Raw genomic sequence first — 18,150 nt, forward strand, 5'->3', positions numbered from 1 at the left:
TAATCATCTTGCGTAAATCTGGCGCTATATCAGAAAGTGCGTCTGATTCTACCATGTGAGTGGCTTCTTCTTCAGTGATATATTGTTTAATCGTTACTAACCCCCTTTGTAAAACGTTCAGTCATTTCAAATACCTCCCAGTTTTAAGCTAAGTAAATTTTTTATACAAAAACCCCAATTCCGCGTCTCCAGAATTGGGGATTGTCCTTCACATATGTAAGGTGCTCTTTTTCGTGTCACCCTCTGGCTCCAGCGAAAAAGGAAATGGTTTGTTCATAGTGCCTCACGGGACAGCTTTAATGAAGTTCTATGCAAAAGTCACGAGGACATGCACGCAAAGTTATGAATTGTGTGTAAATTGTGTGGGTGCCAGGCACTTCTTGGCTTTTTCAATTTGGATCTTTACTTGATCAAAGCCAGTTCCACCCAATGAATGACGACGGCGAACAGCCGCTTCAGGCGCTAGCACATCGTAAATATCCGCTTCAATGAGCTTACTTTCTTTTTTCATGTCTTCAATTGGTAAATCTAATAAATAGATACCCTTTTGAATACATGTAAAGACTAGTTTGCCTGTTACTTCATGTGCTTCACGGAATGGCATCCCTTTTGTTGCAAGGTAATCCGCAAGTTCCGTTGCATTTGAGAAGTCTGAGTGTACTGCCTTGTGCAGACGCTCAGTGTTGACAGACATCGTGCGTATCATACCTTCAAAGATTTTCAATGAGCCAAGAATGGTATGCACGGTATCGAACATGCCTTCTTTGTCTTCCTGCATATCTTTGTTGTACGTTAACGGTGTACCTTTTAACACTGTTAATAAGCCCATTAAGTTACCGTAAACACGACCAGTTTTTCCGCGAATTAACTCTGCCATATCAGGATTTTTCTTTTGTGGCATAATCGAAGAGCCGGTTGAAAACGCATCGTCTAGCTCTATAAATTTGAATTCATCTGTTGACCAAAGGATAATTTCCTCAGCAAAACGCGATAAATGGGCCATTAGTAATGAAGAATTACTTAAAAATTCTACGATAAAATCACGGTCGCTTACCGCATCCATTGAGTTTGCATACACTTGTGAAAAACCAAGTAGCTCCGCAGATTTTAGACGGTCGATTGGGAAGGTTGTCCCTGCCATCGCTCCAGCACCTAAAGGTAGAATATCAATGCGTTTTACAGACTCTGTAAAGCGTTGCTTATCGCGTTCAAGCATCCAAAAGTACGCCATTAAATGATGGCCAAACGAAATGGGTTGTGCACGTTGTAAGTGTGTGTAGCCAGGAGCAATTGTTTCAACATGCTCTTGTGCTTTTTCAAGTAACGTTTTTTGGAATGTCTCGATTAAGCCGACTGCTTCCTGCACACGTTTTTTCAAGAAAATATGCATATCCGTTGCCACTTGATCATTACGGCTACGACCTGTATGCAGTTTCCCACCAACAGGGCCAATTAAATCAATCAACATTTTTTCTAAGTTTAAATGGATATCCTCTTGCGCAACGCTAAATTCAAGCTCACCTGCGCTTGCTTTTTCCTGTAATTGTGCAAGGCCGTCAAGAATGCTCTCAACATCTGCTGCTGGTAAAATACCCGTTGCCCCAAGCATTGTAACGTGCGCTACACTACCTTCTAGGTCTTCCATTACAAGTTGTTGGTCAAAGCCGATAGATGCGCCGAACTCATCAACCCATGCTTCTGCTGATTTTTGGAAACGTCCGCCCCAAAGTTTTTTCATAACAGCTCACCTTTTCCTTTATTACTTATCGAAAAGGTGCAGTACAGCGCGCTGCTACACCACACCTAGGTTTTTCGTTGTGTCTAGCTCTAGTCTAGCTCCTCGCTACTTGCAATCCCTCGGGTTCGCAAGCAGCGGTTCGGTGCCAAACAATTTTCTTGACTATTTTTTATTTACTGAAGAATTGACAACTGTTGGTAAGCCCCATAATTCGATGAAACCAACTGCTGAAGCATGGTTGAATGCATCTTCTTTTGAGTAAGTTGCCAGTTTTTCATTGTATAAAGAATTTGGCGATTTACGTCCTTCAACGATTGCGTGGCCTTTGTAAAGTTTCACTCGAACAGTACCATTTACATATTGTTGTGACTCTTTTAAGAATGCTTCAAGTGCATCACGTAATGGTGAGAACCATAAACCATCATAGATTAATTCAGATAATTTTTTCTCAATTACAGGTTTAAAATGCGCTAATTCTTTTACAAGTGTTAAATCCTCAAGCTCTTTATGGGCAGTTAACAGTACTTTTGCACCTGGAATTTCGTACACTTCACGAGATTTAATACCAACTAAACGGTTTTCTACGTGATCGATACGGCCAACACCGTGTGCGCCAGCAACTGCATTTAATTCTTGAATTAAATCAGCTAGTTTCATTTCTTTGCCGTTTAAAGCAACAGGTTTACCAGCTACGAATTCGATTTCTACATATTGTGCTACGTTTGGTGCTTGTTCTACAGAAACTGTTAAACCGTAAGCTTCTTCTGGTGGTGCTACCCAAGGATCTTCCATTACGCCTGCTTCATTTGCACGGCCCCATAGATTTTGATCGATTGAAAACGGAGAATCAAGTGTTGCAGGAATTGGTACATTGTGTTTCGCTGCGTATTCGATTTCCTCATCGCGGCTCCAGCCCCATTCACGAACAGGTGCTAAAACTTCTAAATCGGGGTTCAATGCTTTAATTGAAACTTCGAAACGCACTTGGTCATTCCCTTTACCTGTGCAACCGTGAGCAACTGCGTCCGCGCCCACTTGGTTGGCGATTTCCACTAATTTTTTTGAAATAAGTGGACGAGATAAAGCCGATACTAATGGATATTTTTGTTCATACCAAGTATGCGCTTGTAAAGATACTAGTGCATAATTTTCTGCGAATTCGTCCTTTGCATCCACCATGTAAGACTCAACTGCACCTACTTGAAGCGCTTTGTTTTTAATGAATTCAAGATCTTTTCCTTCACCAACGTCAAGACAAACTGCGATAACGTCCCAACCTTGTTCTTTTAACCAAGGAATTGCTACTGAAGTATCAAGACCGCCTGAATATGCTAATACTACTTTTTTATTTACCATGAAAAAATGCGCCTCCAATTGCTCTATAGAATATGTATTTTTATACATTCTATTAAAAGTTTATACACGAATAGTATCATGTTATAAAAATAAAAACAAGTGTATTTTTATAAAAAAATAGACTTTTGTGTTTAATCATAAAAGTCAGTCATTACATGTTTTTAGCTACTGTTGGAACAGTAAATCTTTTTACTCGAAAATACGATTAATTCCTAATCACGCTAATGTATACAATATAAAAAAATGATCTACTAACGAAAAAGAGAAGCCGTCTCAAAAATCAATTGAAACGACTCCTCTAGTAAGTAAGGCATCATCTAAGCTGTTATAGTTATTTCTTATTAAAAAATGGCTTACCTAAAAATTCAATTGTGGCCGGCGCTAAAGCATACAACTTACTCGATAATCCCATAATACGTGGTAAATTAACCTCTCGTACAGGGCGTTCAATTGTTTTTATCGTAGCTTGTGCAACTTCTTCAGGCGTGAGTAAAAATCTACCCAAAGACGCTCGATAACCACTTTCATCATTTACCTTATCTAAAAAAGGTGTATCAATAGGGCCAGGATGAATCGCAGTAACTTTTACATTATATGGTGCCAGTTCCATACGCAGGCCGTTTGTAAAACCAACAATAGCATGCTTTGTTGCTGCGTAAACACTAGCCTTTGGTGTTGCTACCTTCCCTGCCTGTGAACCAATGAAAATAAGCTGGCCCCGCCCACATTCTATCATAGGAGCTGCTATACGTTTTGCTAAGTAAATTGGCACACTGACATTGAGTTCCACCATTTGAGTAATAGCCTCATCCGATAACGCTGGTGCAATGCCAAACTTACCAACCCCCGCGGAAAGAATAGCTACATCAAGCGTTGGTAACTGTGCACAAACTTCGTCAATTGCTGTAAGTGTTGTTAAATCAGCTTGGATAACATTAGCGCCTAATCGTTCTAGTGCTTTTAAAGCTACTGCATTGCGTCCTGTAGCATAGACCAAGTGACCCTGTGCAACTAATAATTCTGTAATTTTCAATCCTACGCCACTAGTGGCACCAGTAACAAAGATTGTCTTTTTATTCATTTTCATGTATAAACCTACTTTCGTTTAAACAGATTGACACCTTCATCATTTTTCATAGATGTCACAAGGTGGTTTGCCTCTAAGTAGTCTATATGACCCAGTGTTTTAGAAAGCGTTAGACCAAGTTTATGCTGAAAAATGGCTGGATATAAACGTTGTGTCATTTGCACGACTGTTAACTGATCTTCGTCGAACAACTCTAAAACCTTCAGTGATTGCTGATGTTGGCGTTCAAGTCGCTTATCGATTAAACGTGGAATATCTTGTAAATCTGCACCATGCCCTGTATACATTGTTTTTACGGGTAATTGGCGCAGAATTGCAAGTGATGCATTATATTGCAATAACGATTTCGTGCGCCCTATTGAACGATCTAATGGTGGTTCAATTAATGGATTCGGTGTAATCTTTTCAAGCAGTAAATCACCACCAATAACATTATGTGATTTTTCATCCCAAAAAATAAAATGACTTTGCGCATGTCCTAATGTTTCAAACGCCTGTAATCCAGGATGTCCAGGTACTTCATCACCGTCATTTAAAATTTGTGTCAACGGTCGTTCCCCTACGAGCTCTAATTCACGACGTACATGGACACTAGGTTGAATATATTCACGAGGGACACCATGTTCAAACAAACACTCACTATAAAACTGTTCATGATAACGTAAAAATTCTTCGTCATGACGTAGCCATTTATCGTTATAGGCATGCCCTAAAATCTCTGCATGCGGAAACGCATCCACCCAACCTGCATGATCTGGGTGATGATGGGTTAACACAACCTGTTCAATATCTTGCAACTGAAAACCAGCTGCCCGAATCCCCCATTTCAGAGCATCATATGCTTCCATTGTTTTTGGACCAACATCAAAAATTGTTAGTGCATCCCCTTTGACAACAAATGCATTAACATCTCCTACTTCATAGGGTGTTGGTATTTCAATTTTGTGTATAGACAAAGCTGTTTCCCCCTTAAATGCTACTTATGAATACCGATTCATTCTATTTTACAAGTTTTTCTCTCTTTCGTCACCCTCCTGTTGACAGGAGGACGTATTATCAATATAATTTTGAATAATCTAATTATTTATGTGCGTTGAGGAAGCCAAGTACGTAGTTGGTGAAGGTGTTCTAGAGAGTGTTACATTTGCTGCAAGTAACATCACCCACTCCCATTACCGAACCTACTTCTGAGCAGTTATGACAACATAACCGTCCCCCTTGCGATAAAAGGGCTATGAGTTGTGCCAATTGGCAAACAAAGGTGGTACCGCGGAAACGACAGCGTTTTCGTCCTTCTATGTAAGGACGAGAGCGCTTTTTATTTTGAACTGGAGGTTTTTCTTATGAAAAAAATACTATTTATTGGCGCAGGCTCAATGGCAGAAGCATTAATACAAGGCTGGATTAAGCAGAAGGTATTCATAGCGCAAGAGATATATGTCACCAATCGCTCAGATAAAGAGCGCCTACAATTCTTACACAACTCATACGGCGTGAACTATTTGATTGATAATGACATTTATATGCAGGCGGATCTAATCATTTTAGCGATGAAACCAAAGGATGCCACTGTTGCCATGCAAGAACTGAAACCAAAAATTTCCCAACACACGGCTATTCTATCTATTTTAGCTGGTATTGCCATTAACACTATAACAGAAGATTTAGGCTTGCGCCCGGTAGCACGTGTAATGCCTAATACTTCTGCAACGATTGGGATGTCAGCAAGCGGCATTGCATTTAACGATAAAGTTTCAGCTGAACATCGTACCATGTTTCTGCAATTATTAGAGGCCGTTGGATCAGTCATTGAAGTCGAAGAAGACCAGCTACATGCCGTTACTGCACTTTCTGGAAGTGGCCCAGCTTATATTTATTACCTTATGGAAGCCTTTGAACGTGTCGGTACAGAGGTGGGTCTTACAAAAGATACTGTACGACTACTGATGACGCAAACCCTTGCTGGTACTGCTGAAATGCTAAAACAATCTGTTGATGAACCTGATGTACTACGTAAAAAAGTTACAAGCCCAGGTGGTACAACGGAAGCCGGCATTAAAGCGCTTGAACAATACCAATTTAATGAAGCCATTACCGCATGCATCAAAGAAGCGGAAGCCCGATCTCGTTCACTTGCAAAAAGCAAGTAATCCATGCAAAATAGAGTTAACTACTAGGGATTAGGGGGACTTTGCATTGACTAAATTATTCGACCCATATCAATTAAAAAATATTTCTTTAAAAAATCGTATCGTCATGGCACCGATGTGTATGTACTCTGCTCAGGACGATGGATTAGTGACACCATTTCATGTTGTGCATTACGCAACACGCGCAGCTGGCCAAGTAGGATTAATCGTTGTGGAGGCTACAAGTGTAGTACCTGAAGGGCGTATTTCAAACAAAGATCTTGGTATTTGGGATGATGCTCATGTTGAAGGTTTAACACAGTTAGTGGATGGGATGAAAGCATATGGAGCAACAACAGCGATACAACTTGCACATGCAGGCCGTAAAGCATCAATTGAAGGAGAGATATTTGCACCATCTGCCATTGCGTTTAGTGATGCCTATAAAACACCAACTGAAATGACAATAGAAGATATCGAAAAAGTTATTGAAGCTTTTAAACTAGCAGCCATTCGTGCGAGTAAAGCTGGTTTTGATGCACTTGAGATTCATGGGGCACATGGCTATTTAATTAGTGAATTTTTATCTCCAGCAGCAAACAAGCGCACCGATGTATACGGTGGCTCACAGGAAAATCGCTATCGTTTATTGCGCCAAGTTATTGATGCAATTCGTAGTGTTTGGGATGGCCCACTGCTCGTTCGTGTTTCCGCTGAAGACTATGCCGAGGATGGCACAACAATGGAAGATTTTATCGTATTCAGTCGCTGGATGAAATCACAGGCTGTCGATTTAGTCGATGTCTCAACAGGTGGCGTCGTTCAAGCCAACATCCATGTGTTCCCAGGTTATCAAGTGCCACATGCTGAAATGATTAAGCAAGGTGCTGATATTCCAACAAGTGCAGTTGGTCTTATTACAACCGTTATTCAAGCAGAGGAAATTTTACAAAATAATCGTGCCGACTTGATTTTCTTAGGCCGTGTGCTATTACGTGAACCCTATTGGCCACTACATGCTGCAAAGGAATTAGGCGAAGAAGTGACACCACCCGTGCAATATATTAGAGGTTGGTAATTAAGTACCCTCTTTACAGATCATTAACAAAGTAAAGAGACTGTGATTTATGAATTACATGTCACAGTCTCTTTTAATAAGAACAACCTAGGTTGACATTCACAACCAGTCTCCTAACAAACGTATTGATGAACATCCGCAAGTCATTTTCTTCGATTTTCGTAAATACACTCTAGTACCTTTTCTATCATCCATCATCATCACTACCCGCTATAATGTGCTCTCAAAGAGGATTTAGATTAATTTCCTCATCTATTGCTTGCACTAATGTCTCAGCATCATCCGCCGTAATCACTTCTCCATTGACAATAGCGAATATACCTTGCTCGCAAACTTCACAGTGCGATGTACAGCCTGATTCTTCAATTTCAATATCTGGTCGCTCCATTAATACATCATAGGCATCTGCTGCACCAAGTGATAAGTTCGTTATGCAAAACTCCACTCTATTTTTCAATTGTTGTGGCTCTTTATTTTTCTTAAAAAAAGAAAACACCATATCATTTACACTCCCTTTGACGTTTACTTCCACACGATTAAATAAATTGTGCAAATAAATTATATCAATAAAGACGAATATTATTAAAGAAATTATAGTAATTGTTCATATCACATTGGTATTCCATTTATTGTTGGCAGCTGTACACCAAAGTTCGTACTTTCTCACTTAGATGAATTGAAGGTTATCATGCAGGCAAAGCTTGTGCCAACAAATGAAATTCGTCGCTGCGCGTACCTTTATCCGATGATGACAGAAATTTATGCAAAACATCAAAAGCCGCTCGCTTTTCTAGAAATTGGCGCAAGTGCGGGCTTGCAGCTGCATGGATCAATATAACTATACCTATAATCGAAAATTATCTGTAATAAATTCAGCAAGTGACCTAGTATTGACCTCGGATAATCAAGGTGAAGAATTACCACATTCCATTAGTAATTCAATTGTTGTTGGTCAGCGTATCGGCATTGATTTAAATCCAATTGATGTCCATAATGAGGCAGAACTTCGTTGGCTACAGGCGTTAATTTGGCCTGAACATCATGAACGACGTTCCATGTTAAATAAAGCAATCCCTATTTTAAAAGGACTTGATATACAACTTTTAAGAGGCGATGCCATTAACATCTTAAAAGAGATTAGTAGTACTATTGATCAACAAGCCATTTTGGTTGTCTACCATACACATGTTGCAAATCAAATACCTAGTGCGTTACGACTTGAATTGATAGAATGCTTACAAGAAATAAGCAAGCAAAGACCACTTTATCATTGTTATAATAATTTGTTTGATTACCAACTGCATCAAGACTTTATTCATCAAACAGAAATAACAACAGTTCGCACAATGGATCAACCGGACGGTCATGCACGGTGGTTTACGTGGGCAAACAATTAATATAAAACAACGCTGCAAGAGGAAAATCCTCATGCAGCGTCTATTGAATTAAAATCTATTAGAAATACTTTCACCTCTAAAAGCCATACTCCGCATCTTTTTTTGCACGAATTTCTGCGAAAGCATCGGCTACCATAACTGTATCCTCAGCCAAACGCTCTAAGCGGAAAAGAACGTCATCATTGAAAATTTCTTTACGTAAGAAATCCTTTTCTTCTATAAAAACATAGGTCGGTACAATATGTGCTTTCATATAAGCAAGAATCGGTTTTAATTGCTGTTCCACCATTAAATAATGCTTAGATGTGCCCGCAGTAACGACTGTACTCACAGTTTTATCTCGGAAGGCATTTACAGGTAGTAAGTCAAAAATATTTTTTAAAGTTGCAGGAATTGATGCTTGAAATGTTGGTGTGCCAATAATTAGTGCATCAGCAGCCATAATTGTTTCTGCTACATATTTTGTGTCGCCCTCGTATTCAAAATAGTTTCGACCATCGCTAAATTCCATATTGTAGTCAGCGAGATCAAGTAACGTTACTTCATGCTCGGGGTATTTTTGGTGAAGCATTTCAACGACTTTTGACATCGCTGTTTTTGTTTTAGAGCCGACAATTGAACCGGCTAGTGCTACGATTTTCATGTAGTGATCTCCTTAATTTGCTGTATATTTTTTAATCGCTGGTAATATATCATTGCCAATGATTTCGATGTTTTTCATAATTTTATCGTATGGTACACCACCAAAATCTATTTGTGCCATAAAACGTTGCATACCATAAAGCTCATATTGATAGAGTATCTTTTCGATAATTTCTTCCTTACTACCGACCATCAGTGCATCTCGTGTATCGGTAGCTTGAGCAAATTGCTGCTTTGGATAGCCACCGCCACGAATTGCCTGGAAGCCACCATTAATATGTGGGTACATACCTTGTAATGCTTCTTTTGTTGTGTCAGCTACATAAAATAAGCTTGTTGTAGCAATTGGTAATTCTTGTGCATCAAAACCACTTCGTTCTGCCGCCTCACGATAGGCATCAACAGATGGTTTAAAGTTCACGGCTGGCCCTCCTAATGTTGTTAACATCATCGGGATACCCATATATCCTGCTTTAATGGCACTGGCAGGTGGTCCCCCCACCGCACGCCAAATTGGAAGGGAGCCATCTTTCGGTTGTGGCAAAATTTGAGCATTGTGAAGAGGTGCACGGTATTGCCCTTCCCAAGTGATAAGCTCTTCGTCATTAATCTTTTTTAGTAGTTCCAACTTTTCCTCAAAAATTTCTTCATAATCCTGAAGTTCGACGCCAAGTAAGTGATAGGCACCGACGCGAGAACCTCGCCCAGCAACAATTTCCGCACGTCCATCTGAAATTAAATCAATCGTCGCAAAATCCTCATATACCCGTACAGGGTCAGATACACTCAGCACCGTTGCAGAGCTTGCTATTTTAATTTTTTTCGTTGCTTGTGCAATCGCTCCTAAAACGACCGTATGTGCCTGTGTTGTAAAATACGATTGGTGACTTTCACCAACTCCAAATACATCAATGCCTGCCTGCTCTGCTAATTGACTTGCTTCGATTAGCTCTTGAAGACGTTGCTGTGCAGAAATTCGTTCACCTGTTAATGGATTTGGAATATGGTCCCCTAACGAATAAAGTCCAAATTCAATCCCTTTTGATTGGTCTATACGATATTTTTCCATTATTGTTCTCTCCTTTAATCTAATGGTTCTAAAATTGCTTCAATTTCAGCTCGTTTTCCCTCTAAAAATGGAGGCAAATCAAGCTCTTTGCCAAGATCTTCTACAGGGGAATCCACGGTAAACCCTGGACCGTCTGTTGCCATTTCAAATAGAATGTTATTACGATCTCTAAAATAAAGACTTTGGAAATAATAGCGGTCTACAACGCCTGTACTTTCTAAACCGCGCGCTTTAATTAAGGCATCCCATTCTTGAAGTTCTTCCACTGTTGCTACACGTAAAGCTAGGTGGTGAATACTTCCTCGACCAGGTTTTTCACTTGGTCCCTCCAGTTCTTTAACGACAATCTCGCCAAGTGTTTCCCCTGCAATAGATTGAAGGCGAGCTTCTTTTTCATTTTCAGTGACAACTGTATAATGAAATAGTTCTTGTAGTAAAGTCACTGTACGACTTAAATAACGTACTGTCATTTCTACTGTACCCATACCTAAAATGCGATGCTCCACAGGGATATCTGAACTTTCCCATGCTTGCCAATCGGTAGGTGTCTCTTGATTGTGGTGATTTAATAGCACCATTCGCAAGCCTTCATGATCCTCAAAAAACAAGGCATCTTTGCCCGCATATATCGTAATCTCACTATGTTGCACCTCTAGGAGCTCAAAACGATTTTTCCAAAAAACTAAACTTTCATAGTTTGGTACTAATAGGCCAATGCGTGTAATCGCATTTGTCCCACGTACTGTACGGCCAGCAACAGGCATTTCGAAAAAGGATAATTCAGTTCCAGCAGCGCCTGTTAAATCTCCATAAAATAAGTGGTACATAGACGGTGAATCCTGATTGACAGTTTTTTTCACACGACGTAAGCCAAGGACTTTTGTATAAAAACCGTTATTTCGTTTTCCATTTTTTGTTAACATTGAAATATGATGATGTCCACTTAATTTTTGCATAAGTGCTTCCTCCTTATTTTCACTTGACTAAGCAAGTGATGGTGTAAAAAAAATCACACGAGTGGTAATTTTTTTTCTCGGCTATGCTTTTCTATCTTTGACATGAGTGTATATAATGATTTCTGCTCTTCTTCTGTTAATACATCTTCAAAAAATGAGGATTGAAAGTGAAGCTGACTTGGTGTCGCTGCATCAATCATCTGCTCACCCTTTAACGTTAACGAAATTGTTTTTGTCTTCCAATTTTGCTTACGCTCAATCAGACCGTCCTTTTCAAGTCGAGCAAGCATCCGAGATATGCCACCTTGCGTAACCGTAACTTTCTCTGCTAACGCTGATTGCGTTAACGGTGCATATGTTTTGATTTGAATTAATACATCAAATTGTGCGGTTGTTAAATCAAAGCGCTTTAAAAAGTCATTGGATAGCTGATTACTTTGATTTGTAAAGCGCATCATACGCAACCATGTAAGTGAGCCCAGTGTATGTTTTCGCATCACTTTTGTCCTCCCTGCTTTGTATTGTACTCTCACTTTACCACGCAAGTGATAAACAAGCAAGGGAAATATCTCGAATTAGAGATATTTTTAATTTAAAGAATTCCATGCGTTGTAATTGGATGCAAATTTCCATTAAAAGCAAATGAAATTCTTCCTGTTTCCTCAGACACGACCATAATAAGTGCATCACTTCGTTCACTTAATCCGATTGCAGCTCGATGTCTTGTGCCTAGTTTCTTTTCGCCAGTATAAATATCTGAAAGTGGAAGAACATTTGCTGCTGACACAATTTTATTGTGGCTCACTAATACAGCTCCATCATGTAGTGGATTTCCTGGGAAAAAAATAGATTCCAATAATGAATGCGTTAAGTCTGCGCCGATATGGATACCAGGTTTTAAGAAAGATTCAAGTGCATCTTCTCTTTGAATCACAATGAGCCCACCATGTCTTCTCTTAGACATATTTTGTACGCAATTTGATAGCTCTGGGTATTTTTCAGTAAACGGAGACAAATAACAATTTAAATAGAATGTCGCAGCCTGCATTTCAATCGTAATAAATTTCTCTTTGATTTTTTCAAAATCTCCAAGCAGACATTTTGATTCTGTATCCATTAATTCTATACTGTGCTGTATGGACATGATGACTTGACTAAGTTCTTCTTTTACCGTTTGTTTCATTGGTGAAAAATCACAATTTGATTGATTCACAAAAAACACGCCTCTTTTCTAATATAATGATGGATCACCTCTTGTTATATTTAGTCTCTCTATCTGGATTTTTTTTATTCGCTTTGGAGGCATTTCGCCAATCCCTTCCTTTATTTTCAAAATAATAAGGCGACTACCTGTTCATATGTGAACAAGTAGTCGCCTATTTTTGGGTCAATAAGATATAAATTGTGCACTAATTTCAGCTATTAAACCATAGCCTGGCGCAAAATAACTGCCAAAGGATTTTTCTACAACATTTTATTTGACACGATCCATTTCATAATTAAATGCTTGAACGATTATTCTTGGACTATAAAGAATGACAATACTAGCCCACAAATACTTAGTAAAGTGGCTGTAATAAAGGCAATCTGGATTCCTTGTAACATCGCTACCTCTAGTACATCCTGCTCTCTAAATGTTATGACGGTACTCATTACAGTAACAAGCAAAGCCGTTACAATGGCTCCCCCTACCATCCTTAATGTGCTATTCATGGCAGTTCCATGAGCCATTAAATTAGTAGGTAGAGCATTCATACCAGCAGTAGTAAGTGGCATCATAATCATCGCAATGCCTAAAGAAATAAATGTAAATAGCAGTGCCAACAACCATAGGGCTGTATTCATAGTTACTGTTACTAACATGCTTGTAGCAAGCACAATAAGAGAAAACCCGACAATCGCCAATTCCTTTCCACCAATTTTATCGAAAATTTTACCCGTCACAGGAGACATAAAGCCCATTACTAGAGCTCCCGTAAATAGAACTAGCCCCGTTTCAAGTGCAGAAAGACCGCGTACATTTTGAATGTAAAATGTTAATAATATTTGCGTGCCAATCATTAACGCATATACTAAACTGGATAAAATTGTGCTAATTGTAAAGGTCTTCGATTGAAAAACACGAAACTCAAGCATAGGATTTGCTAACGCAAGCTGTCTTTTAATAAATACATAAAGAGCTATACCTCCAACCCCTAATGGAACAAACACTTGTGCATCAGTAAAACCAACTGTCCCAGCTAAACTAAAGCCATATAGTAACCCTCCCCATCCTAGAGAAGATAACGCGATAGAAAGACTATCTAGCTGACCATTTTTTTGAGGTGTTACATTCCTCATAAATAAAACAACAAGTAACAACACAGCTATTGACGCAGGAAATACCATATAAAATAAATGCCGCCACGTAAAATGCTCAATAACCCAGCCCGCTAAAGTTGGACCCACTGCTGGAGCAAATCCAGTAACGAGCCCCGCAAGCCCCATCACCGAACCTCGTTGCTCTTTTGGGTACATGAACAATAAAACTGTCTGCATTAAAGGCATAATAATCCCAGCCCCTGCAGCCTGTATCACTCGCGCTACAAGTAATACGGTAAAGGATGGTGCAAATGCGCCTAGTATCGTACCTATGCTAAATAAGCTAAGTGCAGACATTAATAATAGACGGTTTGAGAAACGCCCGATTAAAAAAGCAGTAATTGGTATTAGGATCCCATTTGTCAATAAATAGACGGTTGTTAACCACTGCGCTAGATTCGCATCAATGTGAAAATCATGCATGATTGGTGGCATCGCAATTAATAATAAGGTCTGGTTTAAAATTGAAACAAACGCAGCCGCTAGTAAAATAGCGACGACTAAAATTTTCTTACTTGCCGTTATGTTTTTCATCTTTTCCTCCCTTAGTTAGTTAGTAATAACTAACATTTTTAAAAAAAATAAAACTATGCTTGCACTCCCTTCATAAAAACTTCTACTGTATCTTGAACAAAATTTTCTTGCTGATCTTTTAGAAAATGGTTCTCCCAAATCGCATTCGACACGAAAAAGCCAAACAATCCCGTTAAAAAAACAATCGCTTGCCCTTTTGTATCGATTTCCTTCTTCATGTGCCCCAATTCGATTAATTTTTGAAAATAGCTGGCCAGTAAATTTTGTAGTTGACGTGTATTATTATCAGAAATTATATCTATTAACTCTGGTAATATGCTTCGATCTTGAATGGCAATAAGAAAAATAGGTTTATTTTTCTCCATAAACGTTAAATAGCTGTGAGCAATTTGCTGCAAATCATTTTTTAAATGACCAGTCAATTCATGTAAAAAGAAATGTTCGAAGTACGGAATGTAAGAATACGTTTGAATAAGTGAATGTAATATCCCCATCTTTGTATCAAAATGACGAAAAACAGTCATCTCACTGACACCTGCTGTTAAGGCAATTTCTTTCACAGAAACATTGTTGTAACCACGTTCGGTCATCAATGCAAGTGCTGACGCTAAAATTTTGTCTGCGGTATTTTTTCTCAAAGTATGACCTCCTAAATGTTAGTTATGACTAACAAAAATATAGATGACTTCTTTCATGCTGTCAATCATTCGTAATTAGGCTAATAAAAAAACACACGCCATTCGGATCTACCATGACGTGTGTTGAATACATTTGGATGTTACATATGGCCGGCACGAATTTTCTTGACAATACTATATGTAGTAAAAGCAGCTGCTGGTGCAAGGACTACAATGAAGATTAGCCATACTTTCAAGCTTTCTGTTGACTTCAGTATTTCATAGTTTGTCGTAACATAAATAATAAGTCCGCCTAATAATAAATAGCTCAGCACGTTTGGAAAAATAACAAGTAAACGTAATACAGCTGGTGGCATTTTTTGTTGATCCATACAACCACACCCCTTTTACTTAATTATACGTAAATCATCTATTAAACGCACTATATTTCTCATAGAGTGCCGACCAACTATCTCCTACTTCCACTTGTCTACATAAATATAGTAGTTGACACCTTTGTAACTTTTGTTTACAATTTTCATAATTTGATACGCAAACTCACACTAACTTGTGAGTGGCGAAATTTTGTAGAGTTTTAACTCTGTTTCATTCGCCCGTCGTCTACTAATAGACGGCGGGGTTTTTTATTTTTTTGGAGGGGTTTTTTTGAATAAATTAAAGTTTTCATTAATCGTTTTATTAGGTGCCTGTAGCTATGGGATTCTTTCTTCCATTCTTAAAATTGGTTTTTTAAATGGATTTTCTTTTCCTGCACTTTTAGGTGGACAATATGTATTTGGCTGGTTTGGATTATTATTACTCGTTATGTTCTTCTCTCGCTATAAAGTAACCCTAAAAAATGTATTCTCTTTATTGGCTGTTGGGATGACAATGAGTTTAACCAGTATTTTTTATGGGCTTTCTGTAAAAGAATTACCTGCATCTATTGCTATTGTTCTATTATTTCAATTCACTTGGATGGGCGTGCTTATTGAAGCAATTGCTAACAAAACTTTTCCAAGTCGAGAAAAGTTATTATCCATCCTCATCTTATTTATAGGAACGATATTTGCTGGAGGTATATTTGATGGAATAGGACAAGAATTATCTATAAAAGGAATCACCTTTGGGTTATTAGCAGCTATAACTTTTTCCTTATATATATTTGCAAGTGGACGTGTTTCTACTGATGTTCCAATCTACTCAAAAAGCTTTCTTATGACAACGAGTGCTACACTCTTCGTTTGCTTAATATTTCCACCGACATATTTGATTGATGGTACATTGCAGGCCGGATTATGGAAATATGCTTTAATCCTTGGCTTCTTTGGTGTAGTTGTACCAGTCATTTGTTTTTCCATCGGTGTACCAAAGGTAGGGACAGGTCTTGGAACAATTTTAGGAGCTGTCGAACTCCCAACAGCAGTTATCGCTTCTATTACACTTGTTCATGAAGTGGTATCCCCTTTACAGTGGATTGGAATTGTTTGTATTTTATTCGGAATTTTCATACCTCAAATTCTAAAAGTACGAAAAGAGAAAAAACAAAGCCGTTTTCCTGAAGAAACAATTGAGTTTTAAGTAGAATTTTTGGTGAGCGCTAACCATAATAAAGCAACACGTCAAAAAAAATTTAAATGCAGAAATCGGATTTCAATTAAATCGCTTAAATGTTGAGTCTAACTCTTTAGCATACAACTATTGGTTGACTACAAATTATAAACTGACAATCAACTGTAAGGTAAGTTCCATTCCAAATAAAATAGGTATAGATACGGTAAAATCCCGAACCTATACCTATAAAAAAGTGTTTTTCACTCACTCGACTTATAAAAGAGATACTACAATTTTAGCAAAATAAAATATATTAAAGTAACTCATCATTACTCCAAGTGAACACCATCTGATCGGAAGTTAGGACAGTTTGCGGAAAAATTTCTTGGGCTTGTGCTAGGAAAATTGGTAAATCATGCGGCAAAAATCGTGCACTCAAATGGTTGAGTAGTAAAAATTTCACATTTGCTCGACTAGCAACCATAGCTGCCTCCACATTTGTAGAATGTCCATAGTTTGCAGCCAATCCCACTGTATCTCCATCAAAGGTCGCTTCGTGAATCACAATATCTGCATGCTCCGCCAACAATACCGCTTCTTCACAGTACTTTGTATCACCTAAAATAGTAAGTGTGAAGCCTTTTTTCGGAGGTGCTACAACATCAGTTGCTTTAATCATTGTGCCATTTTCAAGCTCAATATCGTGCCCCCTCTTTAACTGTCCGAGCAGTGGACCCTTTGGAACGCCTAAAGCTTGGACTTTCTCCATAAGCAATTCTCCCGGTAATTCCTTTTGTTCTATGCGGTAACCAAAACATGGAACTACATGACGTAATTCACCGGCTCGTACAGTAAAGTGTGCGTCCTCGTAAATGACACCTTCCTGTACTTCTACAAATTGTAGTGGATACGTTAAATGTGTTTTTGACAATGCAAATGTCTGCTCCACCCATTGCTGTAACCCTGCTGGTCCGAAAATCGTTAATGGCTCATCTCCTCCTTGAAAGGAGCGAGAACTTAGAAATCCTGGTAGGCCAAAAATATGATCGCCATGTAAATGGGTGATGAAAATTTTCGTAACTTTACGTGGCTTTAAGGATGAATGCAATATTTGATGCTGTGTCGCTTCTCCACAATCAAAAAGCCACATCTCACCAATTTCATCTAGAAGCTTGACCATTAGAGCACTCGTATTGCGCTCTTTCGAAGGCATGCCTGCGCCTGTCCCTAAAAAATGTAGTTGCACATATGCCACCTCAATTCTTTTTCTGTCGTTCTATTGTACCTTATTGCTGAAAATAAGAAAAACCTTTGGTGTGAAGTGACCCCTAAAAGTTAGACACGGTTATTTCATTAGGCAGATTGGGTAAAACGAGTCCGGTATTGCACCGGACTCGTTTTTAATTTTGCCTTAATCCGTTTCGTATTATAGTAATTGATATATTTCTCTAATTCTATTTTAAAATTCTCTATACTTTCAAATTCCCTCATGTAAAGGAATTCAGATTTCATAATTCCAAAGAAATTCTCCATTTCCACTTAAGTAACGCTCAACAGCTTGTAATTTATTTTCGACAGTATATTTGACCATAGAAAAACTGCACCTCCAATTGTTAGATTGTGTCTAACAAT

17 protein-coding genes and 2 pseudogenes are annotated in these 18,150 nt (G+C 38.6%); 4 read left to right on the forward strand and 15 right to left on the reverse strand.

Annotated features, from left to right (window positions below; translation table 11 throughout):
• Positions 1 to 340 precede the first annotated feature (340 nt).
• From argH to H131_RS13120, 4 genes are all read right to left on the reverse strand, one after another.
• Positions 341 to 1,738 carry an argininosuccinate lyase gene (gene argH / locus H131_RS13105; protein WP_010859642.1) on the reverse strand — a complete coding sequence of 466 codons (1,398 nt, stop codon included), beginning with the start codon at positions 1,736 to 1,738 and terminating at the stop codon, positions 341 to 343.
• A 162-nt stretch (positions 1,739 to 1,900) separates the two neighbouring features.
• Positions 1,901 to 3,094 carry an argininosuccinate synthase gene (locus H131_RS13110; RefSeq protein WP_010859643.1) on the reverse strand — a complete coding sequence of 398 codons (1,194 nt, stop codon included), beginning with the start codon at positions 3,092 to 3,094 and terminating at the stop codon, positions 1,901 to 1,903.
• 331 nt (positions 3,095 to 3,425) lie between these two features.
• Positions 3,426 to 4,181, reverse strand: coding sequence for an SDR family NAD(P)-dependent oxidoreductase (locus H131_RS13115; protein ID WP_010859644.1), 756 nt, complete (start codon positions 4,179 to 4,181; stop codon positions 3,426 to 3,428).
• 8 nt (positions 4,182 to 4,189) lie between these two features.
• Positions 4,190 to 5,137 (reverse strand): MBL fold metallo-hydrolase, encoded by a 948-nt coding sequence (locus H131_RS13120; RefSeq protein WP_010859645.1) that lies wholly within the window; start codon positions 5,135 to 5,137, stop codon positions 4,190 to 4,192.
• 387 nt (positions 5,138 to 5,524) lie between these two features.
• Here H131_RS13120 and proC point away from each other — a divergent pair, with 387 nt between their 5' ends.
• Both proC and namA read left to right on the forward strand, forming a co-directional pair.
• The gene (proC, locus tag H131_RS13125; RefSeq protein ID WP_010859646.1) at positions 5,525 to 6,331 is read left to right on the forward strand and encodes a pyrroline-5-carboxylate reductase; all 807 of its coding nucleotides are present in this window, start codon (positions 5,525 to 5,527) and stop codon (positions 6,329 to 6,331) included.
• Positions 6,332 to 6,377: 46 nt separating this feature from the next.
• Positions 6,378 to 7,388: an NADPH dehydrogenase NamA gene (gene namA / locus H131_RS13130; RefSeq protein ID WP_010859647.1), complete on the forward strand. Its 1,011-nt coding sequence runs from the start codon at positions 6,378 to 6,380 to the stop codon at positions 7,386 to 7,388.
• Between the two features lie 223 nt (positions 7,389 to 7,611).
• Here the strand turns inward: namA and H131_RS13135 are convergent, their stop codons facing one another.
• Entirely contained in the window at positions 7,612 to 7,887 is a 276-nt protein-coding gene (locus H131_RS13135; protein WP_010859648.1) for a YuzB family protein, read from the reverse strand.
• Positions 7,888 to 8,076: 189 nt separating this feature from the next.
• On the opposite strand from H131_RS13135, the pseudogene H131_RS13140 reads away from it, so the two are divergent.
• Positions 8,077 to 8,785, forward strand: a pseudogene (locus tag H131_RS13140) (DUF2332 domain-containing protein).
• A gap of 76 nt (positions 8,786 to 8,861) precedes the next feature.
• Here H131_RS13140 and H131_RS13145 read toward each other — a convergent pair.
• From H131_RS13145 to H131_RS13180, 8 genes are all read right to left on the reverse strand, one after another.
• Positions 8,862 to 9,428 carry an NADPH-dependent FMN reductase gene (locus H131_RS13145; protein WP_010859651.1) on the reverse strand — a complete coding sequence of 189 codons (567 nt, stop codon included), beginning with the start codon at positions 9,426 to 9,428 and terminating at the stop codon, positions 8,862 to 8,864.
• A 12-nt stretch (positions 9,429 to 9,440) separates the two neighbouring features.
• On the reverse strand, positions 9,441 to 10,496 hold the full coding sequence (locus H131_RS13150; protein WP_010859652.1) for an LLM class flavin-dependent oxidoreductase: 1,056 nt from the start codon (positions 10,494 to 10,496) through the stop codon (positions 9,441 to 9,443).
• A gap of 14 nt (positions 10,497 to 10,510) precedes the next feature.
• Positions 10,511 to 11,452, reverse strand: coding sequence for a ring-cleaving dioxygenase (locus H131_RS13155; RefSeq protein WP_010859653.1), 942 nt, complete (start codon positions 11,450 to 11,452; stop codon positions 10,511 to 10,513).
• Positions 11,453 to 11,505: 53 nt separating this feature from the next.
• Complete coding sequence (locus tag H131_RS13160) at positions 11,506 to 11,949, reverse strand: MarR family winged helix-turn-helix transcriptional regulator (RefSeq protein WP_010859654.1); 444 nt, start codon at positions 11,947 to 11,949, stop codon at positions 11,506 to 11,508.
• Between the two features lie 95 nt (positions 11,950 to 12,044).
• Entirely contained in the window at positions 12,045 to 12,665 is a 621-nt protein-coding gene (gene cdaS / locus H131_RS13165; RefSeq protein ID WP_010859655.1) for a sporulation-specific diadenylate cyclase CdaS, read from the reverse strand.
• Positions 12,666 to 12,967: 302 nt separating this feature from the next.
• Positions 12,968 to 14,347, reverse strand: a complete 1,380-nt coding sequence (locus H131_RS13170; RefSeq protein ID WP_010859656.1) for an MDR family MFS transporter — start codon at positions 14,345 to 14,347, stop codon at positions 12,968 to 12,970.
• Positions 14,348 to 14,400: 53 nt separating this feature from the next.
• Positions 14,401 to 14,985: a TetR/AcrR family transcriptional regulator gene (locus tag H131_RS13175; protein ID WP_010859657.1), complete on the reverse strand. Its 585-nt coding sequence runs from the start codon at positions 14,983 to 14,985 to the stop codon at positions 14,401 to 14,403.
• 140 nt (positions 14,986 to 15,125) lie between these two features.
• Positions 15,126 to 15,356: a hypothetical protein gene (locus tag H131_RS13180; protein ID WP_010859658.1), complete on the reverse strand. Its 231-nt coding sequence runs from the start codon at positions 15,354 to 15,356 to the stop codon at positions 15,126 to 15,128.
• A gap of 274 nt (positions 15,357 to 15,630) precedes the next feature.
• Here H131_RS13180 and H131_RS13185 point away from each other — a divergent pair, with 274 nt between their 5' ends.
• Positions 15,631 to 16,545, forward strand: coding sequence for an EamA family transporter (locus H131_RS13185; RefSeq protein ID WP_010859659.1), 915 nt, complete (start codon positions 15,631 to 15,633; stop codon positions 16,543 to 16,545).
• A gap of 286 nt (positions 16,546 to 16,831) precedes the next feature.
• On the opposite strand, the gene rnz is transcribed toward H131_RS13185, so the two are convergent.
• Together rnz and H131_RS23765 are read right to left on the reverse strand one after the other, a co-directional pair.
• The gene (rnz, locus tag H131_RS13190; protein ID WP_010859660.1) at positions 16,832 to 17,764 is read right to left on the reverse strand and encodes a ribonuclease Z; all 933 of its coding nucleotides are present in this window, start codon (positions 17,762 to 17,764) and stop codon (positions 16,832 to 16,834) included.
• Positions 17,765 to 17,871: 107 nt separating this feature from the next.
• Positions 17,872 to 18,051 (reverse strand): annotated as a pseudogene (locus tag H131_RS23765) (IS3 family transposase); the annotation flags it as partial.
• Positions 18,052 to 18,150: the final 99 nt, after the last annotated feature.

Source organism: Lysinibacillus sphaericus OT4b.31 (assembly GCF_000392615.1).
GTDB classification, from domain to species: domain Bacteria; phylum Bacillota; class Bacilli; order Bacillales_A; family Planococcaceae; genus Lysinibacillus; species Lysinibacillus sphaericus_B.